This is a genomic window from Nissabacter archeti (assembly GCF_018257325.1).
GTDB classification, from domain to species: Bacteria; Pseudomonadota; Gammaproteobacteria; order Enterobacterales; family Enterobacteriaceae; genus Chimaeribacter; species Chimaeribacter arupi.
The window spans coordinates 332656-355250 of the sequence record NZ_JAERKB010000001.1; the positions used below are offsets into that span (position 1 = coordinate 332656).

General features: G+C 62.3%; 20 protein-coding genes. 11 read left to right on the forward strand and 9 right to left on the reverse strand.

The annotated features are described in order from the left end of the window. Positions 1-13: 13 nt before the first annotated feature. The 5 genes from JK232_RS01420 to udk all read right to left on the reverse strand — a co-directional run bounded on the left by JK232_RS01420 (position 14) and on the right by udk (position 6126). Positions 14-1102, reverse strand: coding sequence for an acyltransferase family protein (locus JK232_RS01420; protein WP_072928422.1), 1089 nt, complete (start codon positions 1100-1102; stop codon positions 14-16). A 243-nt stretch (positions 1103-1345) separates the two neighbouring features. Beyond that, on the reverse strand, positions 1346-2701 hold the full coding sequence (gene dcuC / locus JK232_RS01425) for an anaerobic C4-dicarboxylate transporter DcuC (RefSeq protein ID WP_101828579.1): 1356 nt from the start codon (positions 2699-2701) through the stop codon (positions 1346-1348). A gap of 296 nt (positions 2702-2997) precedes the next feature. Then, positions 2998-4839 (reverse strand): outer membrane assembly protein AsmA, encoded by a 1842-nt coding sequence (asmA, locus tag JK232_RS01430; protein ID WP_212588671.1) that lies wholly within the window; start codon positions 4837-4839, stop codon positions 2998-3000. Between the two features lie 36 nt (positions 4840-4875). Further along, a complete protein-coding gene (dcd, locus tag JK232_RS01435) occupies positions 4876-5457 on the reverse strand; it encodes a dCTP deaminase (protein WP_072928419.1) in 582 nt (193 codons plus the stop codon). 27 nt (positions 5458-5484) lie between these two features. Further along, entirely contained in the window at positions 5485-6126 is a 642-nt protein-coding gene (gene udk, locus JK232_RS01440) for a uridine kinase (protein WP_072928418.1), read from the reverse strand. A gap of 303 nt (positions 6127-6429) precedes the next feature. Here udk and JK232_RS01445 point away from each other — a divergent pair, with 303 nt between their 5' ends. After that, positions 6430-7086, forward strand: a complete 657-nt coding sequence (locus tag JK232_RS01445) for a phosphatase PAP2 family protein (RefSeq protein WP_072928417.1) — start codon at positions 6430-6432, stop codon at positions 7084-7086. 52 nt (positions 7087-7138) lie between these two features. Here JK232_RS01445 and apbC read toward each other — a convergent pair whose 3' ends face one another. Next, positions 7139-8251, reverse strand: coding sequence for an iron-sulfur cluster carrier protein ApbC (apbC, locus tag JK232_RS01450; protein ID WP_072928416.1), 1113 nt, complete (start codon positions 8249-8251; stop codon positions 7139-7141). A gap of 159 nt (positions 8252-8410) precedes the next feature. On the opposite strand from apbC, the gene metG reads away from it, so the two are divergent. The 5 genes from metG to JK232_RS01475 all read left to right on the forward strand — a co-directional run bounded on the left by metG (position 8411) and on the right by JK232_RS01475 (position 14053). Beyond that, a complete protein-coding gene (gene metG, locus JK232_RS01455; protein ID WP_072928415.1) occupies positions 8411-10441 on the forward strand; it encodes a methionine--tRNA ligase in 2031 nt (676 codons plus the stop codon). A 239-nt stretch (positions 10442-10680) separates the two neighbouring features. Next, complete coding sequence (gene xapA / locus JK232_RS01460) at positions 10681-11529, forward strand: xanthosine phosphorylase (RefSeq protein WP_072928414.1); 849 nt, start codon at positions 10681-10683, stop codon at positions 11527-11529. Positions 11530-11588: 59 nt separating this feature from the next. Further along, the gene (locus JK232_RS01465; protein WP_072928413.1) at positions 11589-12842 is read left to right on the forward strand and encodes a nucleoside permease; all 1254 of its coding nucleotides are present in this window, start codon (positions 11589-11591) and stop codon (positions 12840-12842) included. Positions 12843-12898: 56 nt separating this feature from the next. Next, positions 12899-13057 carry a DUF1427 family protein gene (locus JK232_RS01470; protein WP_072928412.1) on the forward strand — a complete coding sequence of 53 codons (159 nt, stop codon included), beginning with the start codon at positions 12899-12901 and terminating at the stop codon, positions 13055-13057. Between the two features lie 111 nt (positions 13058-13168). Continuing rightward, positions 13169-14053, forward strand: coding sequence for a LysR family transcriptional regulator (locus tag JK232_RS01475; protein WP_212588672.1), 885 nt, complete (start codon positions 13169-13171; stop codon positions 14051-14053). A 185-nt stretch (positions 14054-14238) separates the two neighbouring features. Here JK232_RS01475 and rhaR read toward each other — a convergent pair whose 3' ends face one another. Beyond that, a complete protein-coding gene (rhaR, locus tag JK232_RS01480) occupies positions 14239-15075 on the reverse strand; it encodes an HTH-type transcriptional activator RhaR (RefSeq protein ID WP_072928589.1) in 837 nt (278 codons plus the stop codon). Between the two features lie 96 nt (positions 15076-15171). Beyond that, the gene (rhaS, locus tag JK232_RS01485) at positions 15172-15996 is read right to left on the reverse strand and encodes an HTH-type transcriptional activator RhaS (RefSeq protein WP_072928410.1); all 825 of its coding nucleotides are present in this window, start codon (positions 15994-15996) and stop codon (positions 15172-15174) included. Between the two features lie 404 nt (positions 15997-16400). Between rhaS and rhaB the strand changes: the two genes are divergently transcribed. From rhaB to JK232_RS01510, 5 genes are all read left to right on the forward strand, one after another. Then, on the forward strand, positions 16401-17873 hold the full coding sequence (gene rhaB, locus JK232_RS01490) for a rhamnulokinase (RefSeq protein ID WP_212588673.1): 1473 nt from the start codon (positions 16401-16403) through the stop codon (positions 17871-17873). Beyond that, positions 17870-19135 carry an L-rhamnose isomerase gene (locus JK232_RS01495; RefSeq protein WP_212588674.1) on the forward strand — a complete coding sequence of 422 codons (1266 nt, stop codon included), beginning with the start codon at positions 17870-17872 and terminating at the stop codon, positions 19133-19135. The genes rhaB and JK232_RS01495 overlap by 4 nt, the downstream gene beginning before the upstream one ends. 96 nt (positions 19136-19231) lie before the next feature. Further along, entirely contained in the window at positions 19232-20380 is a 1149-nt protein-coding gene (gene fucO / locus JK232_RS01500) for a lactaldehyde reductase (protein WP_212588675.1), read from the forward strand. A gap of 66 nt (positions 20381-20446) precedes the next feature. Beyond that, entirely contained in the window at positions 20447-20761 is a 315-nt protein-coding gene (gene rhaM / locus JK232_RS01505) for an L-rhamnose mutarotase (protein WP_101828572.1), read from the forward strand. 173 nt (positions 20762-20934) lie between these two features. Then, entirely contained in the window at positions 20935-22089 is a 1155-nt protein-coding gene (locus JK232_RS01510) for an iron-containing alcohol dehydrogenase (RefSeq protein WP_212588676.1), read from the forward strand. Here the strand turns inward: JK232_RS01510 and JK232_RS01515 are convergent. Then, positions 22083-22562, reverse strand: a complete 480-nt coding sequence (locus tag JK232_RS01515) for a winged helix-turn-helix transcriptional regulator (RefSeq protein WP_072928404.1) — start codon at positions 22560-22562, stop codon at positions 22083-22085. The genes JK232_RS01510 and JK232_RS01515 overlap by 7 nt on opposite strands. Between the last annotated feature and the right edge of the window lie 33 nt (positions 22563-22595).

Below are 22595 nucleotides of genomic sequence, written 5' to 3' on the forward strand. Positions count from 1 at the left end.
CAGGCCGCCGGGTTTACGGCAGTTTTGCCATCGCCGGCAGCGGTTTTACCATCCCAGGGTACTGGAACAGCGCCCGCCCTACCCCACGGTTAATCAGCCGCCAGATCCCAAGCGACAGGCATACCGAGAGCGCCACCCCGACAAACGGGAACGCCAGCAGCCATGCGGCGGAGAACGACCAGCTGTCAAAGGCACGGTAGTGCACCAGCGCCCCGACCACACAGACCGCAATAATTTCCGTGACGATTTTATGGATGACATAGACCTGGAGGGTGTTTTTCCCCAGCCAGTTCAGGCTGTTGGGCGTCATCCGGGCGTTCACTTCCCGGCAAATCACCACACACAGCACAATGGCGATGGCGCAATGGAAAATGCTTTTGTTCATGCCGAAGCGGGCATGGAGCAGCGCCAGCGGCAGCGCCACCAGCAACACGGCCAGCACATGGCGGCGATGTTGCAGGAACTCCACCACCTGACGGCCATAGAAACAGCCGACGCAGAAATAGAGGGCATTTTGCGCCACGCTGTTCGGCCCCCAGCCCGGCAGTAACCCGCGCGCCGCGACGTAGTTTGCCGCCACACAGAGCAGGAGAAGCGCCAGCACATTGTTCTTAAACAGCTTGCAGGCCACAAAATAGATCGCCAGCGCGTAGAGATACCAGGTGTTGGCCATCGCCGTCACGCTGTACATCACGAACTGGTTGAGGGAATCCGCGTAGGAGGTGCCCACCATATTCTTCACGCCCCACTGGTCAAACGACAGGTAGTGGTTGATGAAAGAGACCAGCGCCCATTGGATCAGGCACCACAGCAGGTAGACATAGAGCAGGTTAACCACGCGTTTGGTAAACACGTCACGCCAGGTTTTCTGGATCACCGCGCCGGCGGCGAGCAAGCCGGAGATAAAGAAGAATGACGGCATCCGCAGCGGCGTCAGGTGGGCATTGAGCGTCAGCCACCACTGGCCGAGCACGCTCTCTTCGCCAATGACGCTCATGGAAGGAATAAAGCTGGTCAGCATCAGATGGTGTAAGACCACCAGCAAAATACAGGCCCCTTTCAGGGTATTAATCCACTGGATCTCGCGATCGTTCCCACTCATAACGTACCCCCCGGTATCACCGCCGCGCCGGATTGGCCCAATGCCGTGAAAAGATAAAAGCGCCAGATGACAGGCAAAAGAAAACTCAAAAATAATATTGGCGGGGCCGGAAAAATGTCGAGTGAAATAGCGGTGTGGTGCAGTGAGATTATAAATTTTTCACTTTAGAAAGCAGAGTAGTCCGAATCTTTACAGAACGGCGGGCAGCTCACTGTTCTCACCGGCTGCCCGCCGGCGTGCAGGTTAATGCAGAGGAATCAACAGTTCTGTGGCGATGATGATCACGGCCAGCCCGGTCAGCACCGGCACAGAAGTCCGTTTCACCACTTCAAAAGGTGAAATTTTAGCCATGCCGGCCACGGCTACCACCACACCGGATACCGGGGACAATGTCCGGCCCAGATTGGAGGCCTGAAGCATCGGCACCGCCAGATACGCCGGGCGGATGCCCATCTGCGTCGCCAGTTGCGGGATCAGCGCCACAAACGCATAAAACGGCGCATTGCCTGAGCCGGTGGTCATTGCCGCCAGCATGGTGATCACCACCAGCACCAGCATCATCACCAGCGCGCCGCCGCCGAACGCTTGCGCCAGGCCAATCAGTGCGCTGATAAAGCCCACCGTGCCCAGCCCGTGGGCAAACACCCCGGCGGCCACCAGCAGGATAACCACATTGGCAAAGGCGTCCGCCATGCCGCGGTAGGCGGTCTCCAGCCCCCGGAACACCGCTTGCGCCTGCCGGTGGCGGATAAACTCAATCACCGCCGTCAGCGCCATGCACATCACCAGCACGGTAATAATGTGCAGTTCCGGCCCCCAGCGGCCATCAAACAGCAGCACGCCCAGAATCGGCGTAAACGGCAGAATGGCGTAAATGCGCGGCGCATCGGTGGTGATGTCACCCGGCGTCAGCTGCTCCTGCGCCGCCGGTGACCGGCGGTCGAGCCAGCGCTGCCAGAAAAAGTGCGCCACCGCCATGCTGATAATGGCAGCGACTGACACCGGCAGCGTGGTGCTGAAGGCAAACTGCACCAGCGGCATCTGTGCCGCTTTGGCCGCCACCACCACATCACCGGACGTCGGTGACAGGATAATCGCCGCCGGGGAGGCGCAAATGGCCGCCGCGGCACCGCGGCTGATACCGACATTGACCATCAGCGGGAACAGCGTCGCCATCAGCAGCACCCCCAGCCCGGTGGCCGAAGAGACCGCCAGCGACATCAGGCAGGCCATAAAGTAGGCGGCAATCATCAACAGATAGGGCGAGTTGATTTTCTGCAACGGCCGTGAGGCCAGTTTCACCACGATGTCATTGGCCCCGATGTGGGTCATATAGGCGGCAAACCCGCACAGCACCATAATCATCATGCCCAGATCGCCGCCCCGGCTCATCAGCAGGCTTTTGATGTACTCGGCGATGTCCGCAGCCTGCCAGCCGGTGGCGGCGGTGCCTTCCGGCAGCACGGCTTTGCCCATCAGCGCGCTGATGATTAACAGCAGCACGCCGCCGGTCAGCAGCACCCCACTGGCCGAATACCCTTTCATAATATAACGGCCCACGCCCACCGTGACCGCCAGCCCGACTATCAGCTCCAGCATATTATTTCCCCTACCCTGTGTGGCCTGCGCCGGCCCACTGCGGCGTGCAGGCGAAAGAAAGAAAAAAGTAAAAAGAAAGCAGGCGCGACTGTGCCGAAAGTCAGCCGGAAAGGTACTGATTTTCGTCAACCTTTATCAGGGAAGCGGGAAATTAGCGGGAGAAAAGGCCATCGGGCAGAAAGAAGCCCCTGTGGTGACGGCAGGGGCCGTCACCACAGGGGCCGGGAAAGCCGGGGCGCCGCCGCGCCCCGGAGGAGGTCAATGCGGGTTGAGGAGATCAGTTGTGGTTGAGCAGGTCAGTTCTGGTTAAGCAGTTTATTCAGCGGCTTGTTCTCCTGATTGCCGCTGTTTTTTTCTGCCCAGTTTTTCAGCGCGCGCCGGGCTTCCTGTTGCAGCTGCTTACGCAACACCTGATCCACCTGCAACTGGTAATTCAGTTGCTGCCACGGGCCATAGATGCGCAGCGGCACCGCGGTACGGCTCAGGGTGTCAATCAGGCTGCTGTTATCGCCCCGCCAGCCGCCGGTCACCTGGGTGGCCAGCGTCACGTCACACTGCTCATCGGTCAGGCTCAGGGTGCCGCCGCCGTTCAGCGTCAGCATCGGGGAGGTCGCCTGAAGCTGCGTCAGGGTCAGCACGCCGTTTTTCAGCACACCGTGGGAGTGCAGCTGATCGACTTCGGTATAGCGCTCATAGCGCTCCTGCCCTTGAACGCCCCCGTTGTTGCGGGCCACCGCCTGCTGGATCAGTTGCTGCACGTTCAGGCCATGCAGCCGCGCCGGCTGCATCGACATCTCTGCCTGCCCTTGCCAGCGCTGGTTCACATCCTCGGTGGTCAGCCCTTCGCCGGATACCGTGCCGGTCAGGGAGAAGCGGCCGGTCAACGCTTCCGGCAGGCCATACGCCCGCAGCACCGGCCCCAGCTCAACCTGATGCAGTACCGGTGACAGGCTCATGCGCAGCCGGTCGCCGGTGGCGTCCAGGGTGCCCGGCAGGGAAAAGTCCCCCTGCCCCAGTTTGCCGCTCAGCGCGGCCAGCGTCACGTTGCCGCGCTGGTTGTCCGCCTGCACAGCAAACTGGGCCACCTGCAAGCCGCGGTAGGTCAGGTTGGCAGCCTTCAGCGACAGCTGGGCGGTAAAGCCGGTCAGGCCCGCCAGTTCGTTCTGGTGGGCCAGCACATTTTGCGAGATAACCGGCGCAAAGGTGGTGGTCTGGCCCTGCTGCCGGGCTTCGCCGTTGGCCGGTTTCCAGCCGGTCAGGCCGTCCAGGTTCAGCCGGTCAGCCTGCAGGTTGGCGCGGTAGTGCGGCACGTCGCCCAGTTGCGCGGCCAGTTCACCGTGCACCTGGCTGTCATTGGCAGAGAGCACCAGCTGGCTGAGGGTAAGGGACGCGGGGTCTTGCTGCCAGGCCGCCTGCAAGGTGCCCTGGCCTTTAATCCCCCCGGCGGGCAGATCCACCCCCTCCAGCCGGTAATCCAGCTGGTCGATTTTACCGGTCACCGCCTGCGGGAAGCGTGACATGTCCGCCTGCCCGGAGAGGGAGAACGTCAGATCGCGCTGGTCGCGGTTGATGCGGCTGGAGAGGCTGATCGCCGCCTGGCGGTGATCATGCTGGGAGAGCGAGAGGTTGATGTCCCGGACGTTGATCGGATTTTCATTGCCCTGCTGCCAGATGAGCAGGCTGTCCGCCACTTTCAGTTCGTCAATGTCATACTTCCAGTGCACCGGCTCGGCCGGTTCCGGCCGGCCGCCGGGGGCCAGCGGGGCATCAGGCTGCGGGCGGGCGGCGCTTTCCGGCGTCAGGCGGATCACGCCGTTTTTCAGCATCACCTGCTTCACGGCCAGCTGGTGGGAAAGCAGCGGCCAGAGCTTCACATCGAGGCGCATATTGTCTGCACTGACCACCGGGGCCTGCGCGCCGGGGGCGGTCAGCGTCATCGGCCCGGCGATAATGCTCAGCTGCGGCCACACATGCCAGCGCAAATCGCCGCTCAGTGCCAGCTGATAGCCGCTTTTCTGCTCCACCTGCCGCACCATGTAATGACGGAAATCGTTCGGATTAACCAGCAATACCAGGGCGGTCATCCCCGCCACCAGCACCAGCAGCAAAATAGCCAACGTTGTCAGTAATCTTCTCATGCCTTCCTCATTGTGAAGCCGCGCCCCGCTCTGGGATCAATCCTTGTCAATCCGGCTGGCCACGGCGCCCTGCTGGTCGCGGTACTTGGCATCCTCGCGGCGGTTGTAAGGTCTGGCTGCCGGGCCGGAAAGCGGTTCAAAACTCAGTGCGCCAATCATCATGCCGGGGCGCAATGCCAGGGGTAATTTACCCGAATTATAGAACTCTAGTACAATCCGCCCCTGCCAGCCCGGGTCGATCCGGTGTGCGGTCACGTGCACCATCAGCCCCAGGCGCGCCAGCGAGGAGCGGCCATCCAGCCAGCCCACCAGGTCCGCCGGCAGCGTCACTGACTCCAGCGTCACCGCCAGCGCCAGCTCGCCGGGGTGCAGGAAGAACGCCTCCCCTTCCGGCAGCACGATCTCATCACTCATCACGCGATCCAGCGCGGCGCTCACTTCATCCTTCGGGCCGCTCAGGTCAATATAGGGGGCCGTGTGGCCGCGGAACACGCGGAACTGGTTGCCCAGCCGCACATCCACGGTGGCGCCGCTGATGCGCTCTACCGGCGGGCGTGGGGTGATGGCCAGCCGGCCATCGTTCAGCCAGGCTTCAATGTCTCGGTCGCAGAGTCTCATGGGTTACTTCCTTCAGGCGTGGGCACGCTATTCAAAAAACTGGCTGATTTTGGCTTTCAGGATGTCAATGGCGATGCGGTTTTTGCCGCCGCGCGGCACGATGATGTCCGCATACTGTTTGGACGGCTCAATAAATTGCAGGAACATCGGGCGCACGGTTTTCTTATATTGCTGCATCACGGAATCCATCGAACGGCCGCGTTCATTCACGTCACGCTTCATACGGCGCATCAGGCAGATGTCCAGCGGCGTATCCACGAAGATGGAGAAGTTCATCTCCTGACGCAGGCGGATGTCGGTGAGCAGCAGGATGCCCTCAACGATGATCACTTTTTTCGGCTTCAGGTGCACGGTTTCCGGCTTGCGGGTGTATTCCACGTAGCTGTAGAGCGGCAGCTCAATCGGCTTGCCGGCCTTCAGCATCTGCAGGTGCTGGAACAGGAGGTTGTGGTCCATTGCACCTGGGTGGTCGTAGTTAATCTGCACACGTTCTTCCATCGTGAGATGGCTTTGGTCTTTGTAATAACTGTCCTCAGGGATAACGCCGATGTGCTCATCGCCGACCTGCTCACGCAGTTCGCGATAGAGGGTGCTGGCGATAAGGCTTTTACCTGAGGCGGAAGCGCCGGCGATACCGATAATGACGCATTGGTGGGGCTTGTCAGTCATAACTTTTAAAGACCTGATTCATAGTGGGAAAGGGCACGCCCCAGCCGGGGCGGTGATCGCGGCAATTATAGGGAGTTAAGGGATCGGTTGCCAGCACTTAGGCGGCGCGCCTCTTTAGCCTGCGGCAAGGATCGCAGCCCGCGGCTGCAACGGATGGCGGGCAGTTACATTTTTAAGAACATTCATACTACTTATTAATGAGCGCATTACGTTAACATAACCCGATACCGCCGACTCCGGCACGTTCTCTGCACCGGGCAGATCCCTGCCGTGAGAATTTTATCTTTAGGGTGAGCACACCGCATGAACTGGCATTGGTTAACCTATTTCGGCGACAGCATGTTGCTGCTGCCCTGCGCGGCCCTGATCCTGCTGATGTTGCTGGCCAACCCGGAAACCCGCCGCGCCACCTGGCAGTGGATGCTGCTGTTCGGCATTGCGGGCGGGCTGGTTTGCCTCTCCAAGCTGGCGTTTATGGGCTGGGGCATCGGCAGCCGCCGGTTTGATTTCACCGGCTTCAGCGGCCACTCGGCGCTCTCCGCCAGCATCTGGCCGGTGCTGATGTGGATGCTGACCGGCCGGATGCCGCGCCTGGTGCGCATTGGCGCCATCACCACCGGGTATGTGCTGGCGTTCTTTGTCGGCTATTCGCGGCTGGTCATCCACGTGCACTCCCCGGCAGAAGTAGTGGCCGGGCTGGTGCTGGGCTTTACCATCAGCACCACGTTCCTGATGCTGCAAACCTCCGCCACCGTGCCGCGCCTCTCGTATGGGCAGCTGGCGATGGCGCTGGTGGTGCCGCTGTTTTTAATCAACACCGGCAAAGTGGCCCCGACGCAGGGGCTTTTAGAGCGCATCGCGGTGGCGATTTCACCGGCCACCCGCGCCTTTACCCGGGCGGATCTGCACCACCTCAGCATTCTGACGCCGCCCGCCGCCGGGCAAATGACGCTCAAATAAGCGCCTCAGACAGCAAAAAGCCCGCCGGAGCGGGCTTTTTTATGCGCTGAGGTTACAGCGCGCGGAAAGAGATTTCGGTGGGGATCGGCTCACCTTTCCAGTACAGCGCCGCCGCCACCCGCCCGGCAAGCTGGCGGTAGAGCGTGGCGAGCTCGCCCTGCGGGTCGGCAATCACCGTGGGTTCGCCGCGGTCAAGATCCTCACGCAGCGCGATATGCAGCGGCATCTGGCCGAGCAGCTCGCAGTGGTATTTCTCCACCAGTTTCTCTGCGCCGCCGGTGCCGAAAATCGGCTCATGGTGGCCGCAGTTGCTGCAAATATGCATGCTCATGTTCTCAATCACGCCCAGCACCGGCACATTGACCTTTTCAAACATCACAATGCCTTTCATCGCGTCCAGCAGCGCGATGTCCTGCGGCGTGGTCACCACCAGCGCGCCGGTCACCGGCACGTTCTGTGCCAGCGTCAGCTGGATGTCGCCGGTGCCCGGCGGCATGTCGAGCACCAGGTAGTCGAGATCCGGCCAGAGGGTGTCCTGCAACAGCTGCATCAGCGCTTTGCTGGCCATCGGCCCGCGCCACACCATCGCGTTTTCATCATCCACCAGATAGCCGATGGAGTTGGTGGCCAGCCCGTGCGCCATGATCGGCGCCATGTGGGTGCCGTCCGGTGAGGTCGGGCGCTCATGCTGGGTGCCGAGCATCGCCGGCACTGACGGGCCGTAGATGTCTGCGTCCAGCACGCCGACTTTCGCCCCTTCCGCCGCCAGTGCCAGCGCCAGGTTCACCGCGGTGCTTGACTTGCCGACCCCGCCCTTGCCGGAACTCACGGCAATAATGTTGCGTACGCCTTTAATCCCGGCGCGATCGCCGACGCGCTTTAACGTCGCAATATCCTGTTTCAGCGTCCACTCTACCGCCCGTGCGCCGGTGGCCTGCATCAGCGGCGCACTGGCCTGCTCCTGTAGGTCAAGGAACGCGCTCTGCCAGGCGAACGGCATCTGCAACTCGATATGCAGCACGCCATCCAGCACCGTGCAGTGGTGCAGCGCCTTCAGCGCGGCCAGGTTCTGCTGCAATGTCGGGTGGGTAAAGGCGGCCAGTTCGCCGGTCACCAGGGCGCGCAGCGCCGCGGGGGTATTCTGCTCAGGGGATTTAGGGTTCATCCCGGCTCCTTAAACAATAACCAACGGAAAATAGTGCAAGCATATCAGATCCGCGTGCCCGCTGCCGCGCGCCGCTGCAAGAAACCCACCTAGCGGCCTGCGCCGCGATCGGGTAACATCGAAGGCCCTTTTTCCTCATACAGAAAGCAATTTCCCACTATGGCTCAAGTCGCGAAAAAATTATTGGTGACGTGCGCACTTCCGTACGCCAACGGCTCTATCCATCTCGGCCACATGCTCGAGCACATCCAGGCAGATATCTGGGTGCGTTTCCAGCGGATGCGCGGCCACGAGGTCCATTTCATCTGTGCGGACGACGCGCACGGCACCCCGATCATGCTGAAAGCCCAGCAGCTGGGCATCGCCCCGGAGCAGATGATTGCCGAGATGAGCCAGGAGCACCAACAGGATTTCGCCGGCTTTGACATCAGCTATGACAACTACCATTCGACCCATAGCGACGAAAACCGCGAGCTCTCCTCGCTGATCTACACCCGGCTGAAAGAGAACGGTTTCATCAAAAACCGTACCATCTCCCAGCTTTACGACCCGGAAAAAGGCATGTTCCTGCCGGATCGTTTCGTCAAAGGCACCTGCCCGAAATGCAAATCGCCGGACCAGTACGGCGACAACTGCGAAGTCTGCGGCGCGACCTACAGCCCAACGGAACTGATTGACCCGAAATCCGCGGTCTCCGGGGCGACGCCGGAAATGCGCGACTCCGAGCACTTCTTCTTTGACCTGCCTTCCTTCAGCGCCATGCTGCAGGCCTGGACCCGCTCCGGCGCGTTGCAGGAGCAGGTGGCAAACAAGATGCAGGAGTGGTTTGAGTCGGGCCTGCAACAGTGGGACATCTCGCGTGATGCACCCTACTTCGGCTTTGAAATCCCGGATGCGCCGGGCAAATACTTCTACGTCTGGCTGGATGCGCCGATTGGCTACATGGGCTCTTTCAAGAACCTGTGCGACAAGCGCGGCGACCTGGATTTCGACGAGTTCTGGAAAAAAGACTCTGAGGCCGAGCTGTACCACTTCATCGGCAAGGACATTGTCTACTTCCACAGCCTGTTCTGGCCGGCGATGCTGGAAGGCAGCGGTTTCCGCAAGCCGACCAACCTGTTCGTGCACGGTTATGTCACGGTCAACGGCGCGAAGATGTCCAAATCACGCGGCACCTTCATCAAGGCGGACACCTACCTGAAGCACCTGGACGCTGACTGCCTGCGCTACTACTACGCCGCCAAGCTCTCGTCGCGCATTGATGACATCGACCTGAACCTGGAAGATTTCGTCCAGCGCGTCAACGCGGACATCGTCAACAAAGTGGTGAACCTCGCCTCGCGCAATGCCGGGTTCATCAACAAACGCTTTGACGGCAAACTGGCGGACACGCTGGCCGATGAGGCGCTGTATGCCACCTTCACCGCCGCGGCGGAAAGCATCGCCGAGGCTTATGCCGCCCGCGAGTTCAGCAAGGCGATCCGTGAAATCATGGCGCTGGCGGATCTCGCCAACCGCTATGTGGATGAGCAGGCCCCGTGGGTGGTGGCGAAGCAGGAAGGGCGTGACGCTGACCTGCAGGCGATCTGCTCGATGGGCATCAACCTGTTCCGGGTACTGATGACCTACCTGAAACCGGTGCTGCCGGCCCTGAGCATGCGCGCAGAGGCGTTCCTCAACACCCCGCTGACCTGGGAAGGCATCGCGTCCCCGCTGCTCGGCCACCCGGTGATGCCGTTCAAAGCACTGTTTAACCGTATTGATCTCGACAAGGTACAGAACATGGTCGACGCCTCCAAAGAAGACATGGCCGCCGCTGCGGCACCGGTCACCGGCCCGCTGGCCGATGACCCAATCCAGGAAACCATCACCTTTGATGATTTCGCCAAAGTGGATATGCGCATCGCGCTGATTGAGCAGGCGGATGTGGTGGAAGGTTCCGATAAGCTCTTGAAACTGCAACTGGATCTGGGCGGCGAGAAGCGCCAGATCTTCTCCGGCATCCGCTCCGCCTACCCGGACCCGAAAGCGCTGGAAGGCCGCCTGACCATCATGGTGGCGAACCTCGCGCCGCGCAAAATGCGCTTCGGCATCTCCGAAGGCATGGTAATGGCCGCAGGGCCGGGCGGGAAAGAGATTTTCCTGCTCAGCCCGGACAGCGGTGCCCAGCCGGGCATGCAGGTGAAGTAATCCCTGCTCGCTGAACGTTGATAAGCGCGGCCCCGGTGGCCGCGCTTTTTTTATGCCTGCATCCTGCCCCCGCCCTGCCCCGCCTGCCCTGCCTGCCCGCACATCAATAGTTTGTGGGTATGAATCATCAGAAAAAACGGTATTGGTTGCCTGAGGGGGTTTCCCGTTATAAAGCCGGGCAGCGGCCTGTTACCGCCCGGCGATCCCTCGCCTTGTCCCTTGTCTGATAAGGAGTTCCTATGTCCTCTGCTTCTGAGTCCCTTGCCCCGTCATCCCAGCACCCGTACCTCAGCGCGGAAATTATCCGGGCGCATAAACCGGGCTTTACCCCGCGCGTGGCCTTTATTCTCGGCTCCGGCCTCGGCGCGCTGGCGGAAAAGATCCAGGATGCCGTTGACATCCCCTATGAGACGCTGCCGGGGTTCCCGGTCAGCACGGTGGCGGGCCACGCGGGCGCGCTGGTGCTGGGCCATCTGGAGGGGGTGCCGGTGGTATGCATGAAAGGCCGCGGCCATTTCTATGAAGGGCATGGGATGGGCGTGATGACCACGGCGGTGCGCACCTTCAAATTGCTGGGCTGTGAGCTGCTGTTCTGCACCAATGCCGCCGGGTCACTGCGCCCGGAGGTCGGGCCGGGCAGCCTGGTGGCGATCCGTGATCACATCAATACCATGCCGGGCACGCCACAGGTGGGGCCGAATGATGACCGGTTCGGCGAGCGTTTCTTTACGCTGGCGAATGCCTATGACGCGGGCTACCGCGCCCGGTTGCAGGCCGCGGCGCACGAGGCGGGGATTGTGCTCACCGAAGGGGTGTTTGTGTCCTATCCCGGCCCTAACTTCGAAACCGCGGCCGAGATCCGCATGATGCAGTTCATTGGTGGGGATGTGGTCGGCATGTCTGTGGTGCCGGAGGTGATCTCCGCCCGCCATTGCGGGCTGGCCGTGGTGGCGGTTTCCGCCATCACCAATCTGGCGGAAGGGCTGGGTGATGTGCCGCTCTCCCACCAGCAAACCCTGTCCGCGGCGGCGCTCTCCCGCCGGCACTTCATCCAGTTGATCTGCACCTTCCTGCGTAATCTGCCCTGATGTCCCGCGGCCCCTGCGCAGCCGGGGGCCTGACTGCATCCTGCAAAAAGGAAAATGATATGGAGATAACCTCCCGCCTGAAAATCATGTCATTCCTGCAATATTTTATCTGGGGAAGCTGGCTGGTCACGCTGGGTTCTTACATGATTAACCGCCTGCATTTTACCGGGGCCGATGTCGGCATGGTTTACAGCTCGAAAGGGCTGGCGGCGATCGTGATGCCGGGGCTGGTCGGGATCATCGCGGATAAATGGCTGCGGGCTGACCGCGCCTATCTGCTGTGCCATCTGGTGGGGGCGGCGGCGCTCTGGTATGCCGCGCAGGTCGCCACGCCGGGCGTGATGTTCTGGGTGATGCTGGTCAATGCGATGGCGTTTATGCCCACCATTGCGCTGTCAAACAGCGTGGCCTACGCCTGCCTGGCGCGCGCCGGCCTCCCGAGCGTCACCCATTTCCCACCGATCCGCGTCTACGGCACCCTGGGCTTTATCAGCGCCATGTGGGTCATCAGCCTGCTCGGGCTGGAGCTGAGCAACCTCCAGCTCTATATCGCCTCCGGCGCGTCGTTGTGCCTGGCGGCCTACGCCCTGACGCTGCCGGCCATTCCGCCTGCCGGCCACACCTCGCAGACGCTGGCCGGAAAACTGGGGCTGGAGGCATTTGTGCTGTTCAAAAAGCCGCGGATGGCGATCTTTTTCCTGTTCGCCATGTTGCTGGGTGCGGTACTGCAAGTCACCAACACCTTCGGCAGCCCGTTCCTGCACGATTTTGCCCGCCAGCCTGTGTTCGCTGACAGCCTGGTAGTGAAATACCCCTCCCTGCTGCTGTCCGTTTCCCAGATGTCAGAAGTGGGCTTCATCCTGACCATCCCGTTCTTCCTCCGGCGTTTCGGCATCAAAACCGTGATGCTGATGAGCATGGTGGCGTGGATGCTGCGCTTCGGCCTGTTTGCGTTTGGTGACCCCTCCGCCACCGGCATGGTGCTGTTGCTGCTGTCGATGGTGGTGTACGGCTGCGCGTTCGATTTTTTCAATATTTCCGGCTCGGTGTTTGTCGAGCAGGAGGTCGACCCGCGCATCCGGGCCAGTGCACAGGGGCTGTTTATGACCATGGTCAACGGCGTAGGGGCCTATATCGGCGCCATCCTGAGCGGCCTGGCGGTGGATCACTTCACGGTGGAAGGCGTTAAAGCGTGGCAAACCATCTGGCTGATTTTTGCCGCCTATGCGCTGCTGCTGGCCGTGCTGTTTGCCGTGGCGTTCCGCTACCCGCATACCCCCGGCCGGGCGGCTGTGCCGCGGTCACTGCATTAATCCCTGCCGGCTGGGGCACCGGCCGGCCATCATGTCGCTCATAAAAGGAGGTCAATGTGAGAGAGATTCTGTTTTCTTCGGGCGTAGGCTTTGGAATTGGCGCGCTGTTTACCCTGCTGCGGCTGCCGATTCCGGTGCCGAATGTCTTGCCGGGCATCCTGTCGATTGTCTTTATGTACATCGGCTATCTGGTGATCACCTTTTTGCGCCATTAATTTGCGCGCTCCGTTCCGCTTTGTTTAACGCGCGATTGCCGGTTGCGCGACACGGCAGGATGATGACGCGCCTGTCATGGCATGTCATCAACCGGCAAGGAGCGGGCTTTCATGGAGCATGTATTTCGGACGGATTTAAAGCTGCTGCGGTATTTTCTGGCCGTCGCGGAGGAGCTGCATTTTGGCCGGGCCGCCGCCCGGCTCCATATGTCGCAGCCGCCGCTCAGCACACATATTAAAGATCTGGAAACCCAATTGGGTACGCCGCTGTTTATCCGCCATTCGCGCAGCGTGGTGCTGACCCAGGCCGGCCGGGTATTGATGGAAGAGGCGCGCAAACTGCTCACCAATACCCACCTGGCGCTGGCGCGGGTCGAAAAAATTGGCCGCGGCGAAACCGGCCGCATTGCGCTGGGCTTAGTGGGCACGGCCCTGTGGGGCACCCTGCGCACGCTGATCTACCGTTTTATGCAGGACAACCCCGAGGTGGAGATCACCTTCCATGAGCAGTCGCCCGACCGGCAACGGCTCATGCTGGAGCGCCAGCAACTGGATGTGGGCCTCTGGCGTATGGCAGTAGACCCGCCGTATGGCCTGCACAGCGTGCGGTTGCATCAGGCCGCGTTCCAGGTGGCCCTGCCCTGCCAACACCCGCTGGCCGCTCACGCCACGGTGCCGTTGGCGAGGCTGAGCCGCGAGCCGTTCATTACCCTGCCGGCGGCGCACTCTGACTGGCGGTTTCTGCATAACATCTGTTTAAGCGCAGGCTTTACCCCCTCCATTGTGCGCGAAGCGGTGGAGCCGCAAACGGTGCTGGCGCTGATCAGCATGGGGCTGGGCATCACCCTGATGGCCGACAGTTATGCGCAGATGGCGTGGCCGGGCGTGGTATTCCGCCCGCTGAGCGAGCCTATCCCGGCGGATCTCTATGCGGTGTATGACGAGGCGCAGATCACCCCGGCGGTTTCCCGTCTGATCGCGACGCTGAAAACGTAGCCGGGCGCCCGAGGGTACCGCAGAAACAGGGGAGCAGGAAAAGCGCGGATAAAGGCCAGGTCACCGGGTGGAGAGGTGCCGGAACACAGCGCGGATAAAGGTCAGAGCGCAGGGTGGAGAGGTGCCGGGGCACAGCGCGGATAAAGGCCAGGCCACCGGGTGGCACAGGGTGGATGAGCGCCGGGTTACCGCTGGAACCGTTGCCGGTAGCCGCTGGGGGTGGCGCCGAATGCGCGGTTGAACACCACAGAAAAGTAGTTGCTGTCATCGAACCCGCAGGCGGCGGCCACATCGCCAATCGGCTGCCGGCCGTGCCGCAGCAGTGCCATCGCGTTGCAGAGCCGCAGTTGCCGCAGGTAGTCACTGATGCTCATGCCGGTTTGCTGTTTGAACAATGCGCGCAGGGTGCGCGGCGTTAAGCGGTGCTGTTCGCAGAACGCCTCCAGCCGGAACGGCCCGGCGATGCTGCCGCGCAGGGCCAGCATCAGTAAGTCCATCTGCTGGGCGTCGGCCAGTTCCCGGCTGTCCGGGTGGTGGCGGTAGCGCTGCAACAGCAACGCCAGTTGCAGCAACAGCGCCTCGGCAAGCTGTAACGACAGCGGGTCGGACTTCAGGCACTCCTGCGCCAGCGCGTCCACTTTGCAGCGCAGCACATCCATGCCCAGCATACTCAGCCGCCAGTAGCGCCCGGCCTGCGGCACCTCATGGCCCGGCAGCAGGGAGGCCCAGTCTGCGGGCAGCCGCAGCCGCTCACGGGCGAACAAGATGTTATCCAGCTCCAGCCCGTTCACTGACTCATAGCTGTGGCGGTCACGCGCATCCACATAAAACAGGTCGCCGCAGGTAATACGGTAGGGAATATCGTTCCAGATGTGCAAACCGTTGCCGCGCCACACCACCACCAGTTCATCAAAATCGTGGTGGTGCAGCGGGAAATCCGGCTGCGGATGGCGTTCAGCGACGCTCACCGCCTGCTGGCCGGTCAGGAAATAGTCTTGTTGCTGAAGTTTCAGCAGCGGCATGGTCTCCACATCTCCCGGACACAGGGCAAACGGCTATCCTGCCATAACCCCCGGCCGCCGGGGTTGACGGCGGCCTGAAATCCGGAAAATTTCTGGTCAGCGCACGCTGTTGCGCATCATTTTCGGCGAGAGGTCAAACTCGCGCCGGAACTGGGTAGAGAAGTGGTTGCTGTCACCGAACCCGCACTCATGGGCGATCTGGGTAATGCTCTGGTCGGTCTGGAACAACCGGCGGCGCGCCTCCAGCAGCCGCAGGCGGTTAAGGTAACGCTGCGGCGTCATGCCGGTGTGCTGCTTCACCTGCCGGTGCAGGGTACGCAGCGCCAGCGAGTAGCGATCGGCCAGTTCGCTCCAGCCCACCTCTTCAGTGAAGTTTTTATCCAGCCAACGCAGCAGCGCCAGCACATTGGCATCCCGCCCGCCGTTGGATTCCAGCTGGCAACAGCTGCGGTGCAGCAGCAGCAACAGTTGCAGGAAGCGGCTCTCACTGGCGGCGATCCCTTCGTCACTGTGGTCTTCCGCCAGTTGGGCCAGCGTGCGGATGTGCTGGCGCGCCTCCTGCAACGCCTCCTGGCCGATATGCCAGTGCACCTGCCCCTGGCCGTCATCCGGCGGCAGAAAGCGGTCAATACCGGTAAGGAAACGGAACGCCTGCGGGGAACGGTACAGCACGTTGGTGAGGTAAAGCCCCTCCACGTTCTCAAACAAGTGGTGGTCACGGTCGCGCACAAAGCACACGGTGCCGCTGCACAGGGTGTAGGGGCGGTCATTGAACACATGCACCCCCGCCCCGCTCTCCACCAGCACAATCTCGTAGAAGTCGTGGTGGTGCTCCGGGAAAGGCGGCTGTGGGGCGCGTGGCTCTACCGTCACGGTCATCGCCCGGGACGCAAAAAAGTCATCACCTGCCAGTAACGTCATTTTTAATGCCTCCGGTAAACAGTCAGGGAGTGCGGCGCGGGCCGCACCTGTCATACCGCCGGCCACCCGGGCGCAACAGAGTGAAAGAAACCGTGCGCGCCCTGAGGCCAACCGGCCTGACGCAGTGTAAGGCGCGCGTGCGCCGGGCTGCCTTGAAACCACGGCAGCCATCGCCCGGAAAACGGTCATTTTTTCAAGATTGTGCGGCTTAAGGTGGGAACTGTGTAGCAGATCACATCTCATTAACAACTCTGCGCCGGACGCGGCAGTGGCGGGAACTGTGATCTGATTCACGGGGATCTTTGCCATTTTGCCAACCGGTTTTCAGCGATGGCAATCACCGGAAGGTGGCCTGTTTACCCTTTCCCTACACTCGCTGCATAGTCTGTTAAGGGATAACCACGATGACCGTACGCAATATCGCCACAGTGGATTTGGGCGCCTCCAGCGGGCGGGTAATGCTCGCCCGTTTTGATACCACCACACGCCGCATCACGCTTACCGAGATCCACCGCTTCACCAACCAGCTGGTGCGGTGTGAGGATCATGACGTCTGGGACGTGGACTACCTTGAAAGCCAGATGCTGCACGGCCTGCGGCAGATCGACGCCGACGGCATCGTGCTCGACAGCATCGGCATTGATACCTGGGGCGTGGACTTTGTGCTGCTGACGGCCCAGGGGGCGCGCGTGGGCCTGCCGGTGTCGTACCGTGACCACCGCACGGACGGCATCATGGCCGGGGCGGTGCGTGACCTGGGGGCAGCCTGGCTTTATGAGCGCACCGGCATCCAGTTTTTGCCGTTCAATACCCTGTTCCAGCTCAAGGCGCTGAGCCAACAACAGCCGGACTGGGTGGCACAGGCGGACCACCTGCTGCTGATCCCTGACTATTTCCACTACCGCCTGACCGGCCGGCCCAACTGGGAGTACACCAACGCCAGCACCACCCAACTGCTGAATGTGCACAACGGGGAGTGGGACGCCGACCTGCTGGCCTGGGCCGGGGTACCGGCGCGCTGGTTTGGTACCCCCAGCCAGCCGGGCCGCGCGCTGGGCCGCTGGACGGCCCCGTCCGGGCAGCAGGTGCCGGTGGTGTCTGTCGCCACCCATGACACCGCCAGCGCCGTGGTGGCCGCGCCGCTGGCCGACGCCGGCAGTGCCTACCTCAGCTCCGGCACCTGGTCGCTGATCGGCATCGACAGCGATCGCCCTTACACCCATGCCGCTGCGCAAAAAGCCAATATGACCAACGAGGGCGGCGTTGAGGGGCGCTACCGGGTGCTGAAAAACATCATGGGCATGTGGCTGCTGCAACGCATCTGCAAGGAGCTGGCGATAGCAGACATCCCGGCGCTGGTGGCGCAGGCCGCCCAGGAAACACCGTTCGCCAGCCTGATCAACCCCAACGACGCCCGCTTTATCAACCCGGTGTCGATGGCCGATGAAATCAGGCACGCCTGCCGTGACCACCAGCAGCCGGAACCGCAGACCCCCGCCGCGCTGGCGCGCTGCATCTTCGACAGCCTGGCGATGACCTACCGCCAGGTGGCGCTGGAGCTGGCGGCGTTGCAGGGCGCGCCGCTGACGGCGCTGCATATTGTCGGCGGCGGCAGCCAGAACGATTTCCTGAACCAGTTATGTGCTGACACCTGCCGCATCCCGGTGACGGCCGGGCCGGTCGAGGCGTCCACCCTCGGCAATATCGGCTGCCAGCTGATTGCGCTGGGTGACGTCGAAAACGTCGCCGCTTACCGCTGCCTGCTGGCGGACTCCGTGTCACTGCGCCGCTTCACGCCGCAACCCCATCCCGATTTTGATACCCACTGCCGCCGCTTTGAGGCGCTCAGTCACGCTCATGAGGAGTATTCAGTATGACCGCATCCATCGACCAGGCCTGGGAACTGGCAAAACAGCGCTTCGCCGACCTTAATATTGACGCCGAGGCCGCCCTCGCAACGCTGGACACCCTGCCGGTTTCCATGCACTGCTGGCAGGGCGATGATGTCGCCGGCTTTGAAAACCCCACCGGCGGGCTGACCGGCGGCATTCAGGCCACCGGCAACTACCCCGGCAAAGCGCGCAACGCCGCCGAGCTGCGGGCCGATCTGGAGCAGGCATTCGCGCTGATCCCCGGCCCGAAACGCCTCAACCTGCACGCCATTTACCTGGAATCCGACACGCCGGTGGCGCGCAATGAGATCAAGCCGGAGCACTTTGCCAACTGGGTCGCCTGGGCGCGGGATCACCACCTGGGGCTGGACTTCAACCCCTCCTGCTTCTCCCACCCGCTGAGCGCGGACGGCTTCACGCTCTCCAGCGCCAACCCGGAAGTCCGCCAGTTCTGGATTGAGCACTGCCAGGCCAGCCGCCGTGTCTCCGCCTACTTTGGCCGCGAGCTGGGCACGCCGTCGGTGATGAACATCTGGGTGCCGGACGGCATGAAAGATCTCACCGTGGACAGGCTGGCCTTCCGCCAGCGCCTGCTCTCGGCGCTCGATGAGGTGATCAGCGAAAAATTTGACCAGAACCACCACATCGACGCGGTGGAAAGCAAGCTGTTCGGCATCGGCGCGGAGAGCTTTACCGTCGGCTCCAACGAGTTTTGCCTGGGGTATGCCGCCAGCCGCCAGACCGCGCTCTGCCTGGATGCAGGCCACTTCCACCCGACGGAGGTGATCTCTGACAAAATCTCCAGCGCGATGCTGTTTGTGCCGCGCCTGCTGCTGCACGTCAGCCGCCCGGTGCGCTGGGACAGCGACCACGTGGTGCTGCTGGACGACGAAACCCAGGCGATCGCCGGTGAGATTGTGCGCCATAACCTGTTTGACCGCGTGCACATCGGGCTGGACTTCTTTGACGCCTCGATTAACCGCATCGCCGCCTGGGTGATCGGCACCCGCAACATGAAAAAAGCACTGCTGCGCGCCCTGCTGGAACCCACCGACCAGCTGAAAAAACTGGAGCAGGACGGTGATTACACCGGCCGTCTGGCGCTGCTGGAAGAGCAGAAATCCCTGCCGTGGCAAGCCGTCTGGGATGTCTACTGCCAGCGCCACGGTGCGCCGGTCGGCAGCCAGTGGCTGGAGGCGGTGCGCGGCTACGAGAAATCCGTGCTGGCGCAGCGCGTTCAGGGGTAGTCAGGCGTTGCTCACCATACCGAGCCGGGTTCGCCCGGCTTTGGGCAGATCTCAGTGCAAAATGATTCTTATGTTTATCTTTAAGAGGGTTTTGCCATGAGTTTTATGCTTGCGTTACCAAAAATCAGTTTGCACGGCGAAGGGGCGATTCAGGATCTGGTGGGGCTGCTGGCCCAGCGTGCGCCGGGAAAGGCGTTGATTGTCACTGACGGCCAGCTGGTGGAGCTCGGCCTGCTGAACGGCCTGTTTGCCGCCCTGGAAGCCGCCGCCCTGCCTTATGCCCTGTTCCGCGACGTCACCCCCAACCCCACCTCCGGGCTGGCCGATGCCGGGTACGCCTGTTTCCGGCAACAGCAGTGCGATTACCTCATCGCCTTCGGCGGCGGCAGCCCGATCGACACCGCCAAAGCGATCAGCATCCTGACCAGCAACCCCGGCCCGGCCACCGCCTATTCCGGCGTCGGCAACGTCACCCACCCCGGCGTGTTTCTGGTGGCGATCAACACCACCGCCGGGACAGCCGCAGAGCTGACCAGCAACGCAGTGATCACCGACAGCCACAAGCAGGTGAAAGAGGTGATTATCGACACCCACCTGATCCCGGACATCGCGGTGGATGACCCATCGGTGATGCTGGCGATCCCGCCCGCCGTCACCGCCGCCACCGGCATGGACGCCCTGACCCACGCCATTGAGGCCTATGTGTCGCTCGGCGCGCATACGTTGACTGACCACTCGGCGCTGGAAGCGATCCGCATCATCAGCCACTGGTTGCCGCAGGCGGTGGAGAACGGCCGCAACCTGGAAGCGCGTGAAATGATGGCCTGCGGGCAATACCTGGCCGGCATGGCGTTCAACAGTGCCGGGCTGGGGCTGGTGCATGCGCTGGCACACCAGCCGGGCGCGACCCACAACCTGCCGCACGGCGTCTGTAACGCCATCCTGCTGCCAGTGGTGGAAGCCTTTAACCGCCCAGCCGCCGTGGCACGTTTTGCCCGCATCGCCCAGGCGATGGGCGTGGAGACCCGCGGCATGAGCGACGAGCAGGCGAGCCACGCGGCGATTGACGCCCTGCGCGCCCTCTCTGTGCGCGTCGGTATTCCTGCCGGTTTCCGCGCCCTGGGCATCGGCGAGCAGGACATCGACGGCTGGCTGGACAATGCGCTGGCCGACCCGTGCGCACCCTGCAACCCGCTGGCCGCCAGCCGTGAGCAGGTGCGCGGGCTTTACCTTCAGGCGCTGTAAGCTGTTCAGCCCTCCCCTTTTTCTCAATGGGCGCGTCCGCCGCGCCCTGTGACCGCGAGGCGTTTTATGATCCGAAAAAGTTTTGTTATGCAGGTTAACCCTACCGCCCACGCAGAGTATGAGCGCCGCCATAACCCGATCTGGCCGGAGCTGGCCGAAGTGCTCAAGCAGCACGGCGCGCACCACTACAGCATTTTCCTTGATGAGAAGCGCAACCTGCTGTTCGGCGTGGTGGAGATTGAGTCAGAGGCGCGCTGGGAGGCGGTGGCCCAGACGGCGATTTGTCAGCAATGGTGGCAACATATGGCGGACATCATGCCGAGCAACCCGGACAGCAGCCCGGTCAGTGATCCGCTGCGCGAGGTTTTCTATCTGGAATAGATCGTTTTATCGGGAAGAAGCCGCTTTTTCAGGGGCATCTGACTTACCCCGGCGCCGGGCGTTCCGCCCGGTGCGCACATTCCCCCCTTTCCCCGCCGGAAAAATTCGCTACCCTGAGAAGCAGACGTGTGCCCCTTCCCTGTTGTTACGATCGTTTAAAAAAGGAAAACACCATGTTTAACTTTGATTATTACAACCCAACCCGCGTGCTGTTCGGCACCCAGCGGATCGCTGATGTTGCGCTGCATATCCCGGCCGATGCGCGGGTATTGATCACCTACGGCGGCGGCAGTGCGGAGAAGTACGGCACGCTGGCGGAAACCCGCGCCGCACTGGGTGACCGTGAGGTGCACGAGTTCGGCGGCATCGAAGCCAACCCGCATGTTGACACGCTGATGCGCGCTGTGGCGCTGGTGCGTGAAAAGGGCATCACCTTCCTGCTGGCAGTGGGCGGCGGCTCAGTGGTGGACGGCACCAAATTCATCGCGGCGGCGACGCATTATGAAGGGGATATCTGGGCGATGTGGTCACAACGGCTGCCGCCGCAACAGGTGCTGCCGCTTGGTTGCATCATGACGCTGCCGGCCACCGGCTCGGAGATGAACCCCACGGCGGTGGTGACCCACACGGAACTGGGTGCCAAAGTGGGCTACAGCCACCCGGCGCTCTACCCGCGTTTCGCCATCCTCGACCCGCGCAAATCCTACACCCTGCCGCCGCGGCAGGTGGCAAACGGGGTGGTGGACGCCTTCGTCCACGTGATTGAGCAGTACCTCACCTACCCGGTGTACGCCAAAGTGCAGGACCGCTTCGCCGAAGGGCTGCTGTTGACGCTGATTGAGGAGGGGCCGAAAGCGCTGACCGACCCGGAAAATTATGACGTGCGTGCCACTGTGACCTGGGCCGCCACGCTGGCGCTGAACGGCCTGATCGGGACCGGGGTGCCGCAGGACTGGGCCACCCACCGCATCGGCCACCAGCTTACCGCGCTCTACGCGCTGGACCACGCCCAGACGCTGGCGGTGCTGCTGCCCTCTTTGCTGAGCGTGCAGCGCGACACCAAGCGGCTGAAACTGTTGCAGTATGCCGAACGCGTCTGGGGCATCACGGACGGCGATGAGGCGGCGCGCATCACCCGCGCCATCCAGAAAACCCGTGATTTCTTCGACGACATGGGCGTCAAAACCCGGCTCAGCGCCTACGGCCTGCCGGAAAAATGCATCGACGAGGTGCTGGCGAACCTGCAACGCTTCAACCTGTTGCCGCAGGGCGAGCACCATGACATCGACGAGATCAAGGCGCGCCGCATCCTCAGCCTGAGTTACTGACCCTGTGCGGCGGCGTCTGCCGCCGTATCCACCCCGCCCGGCACCAGGCTGACCTCGTCCGGGGCCAGCACCCGGCCATCCTGCGCCCGCATCTCCAGCTTGCGTAACGGCCGGCCGTGCAGGCTGTCCACCAGTTGGGCAGGCCGGTCACCGCCGCTGAACAGGTACTCGCCGCCCCACTGCCCCAGCGCCACCAGCACCGGTTGCAACGCCCGTCCTTTTTCCGTCAGCCGGTACTCCTGATACGCAGAGCCATCCGCCGCCGGGCTGACGGCCAGAATGCCCTCCGCCACCAGCGCCTTAAGCCGCACCGACAGGATATTTTTCGCCGCGCCCAGATGGCGCTGGAACTCACTGAACCGGGTCATGCCGTGCAGGGCATCCCGCACGATCAGCAGCGTCCACCAGTCACCGATGACATCCAGCGATCGCGCCACCGGGCAGAGGCTGTCATGTAAACTTTTTCTTTTCATCAGGCTCTTTCTTTTCAACAGGTTATTTCAGCG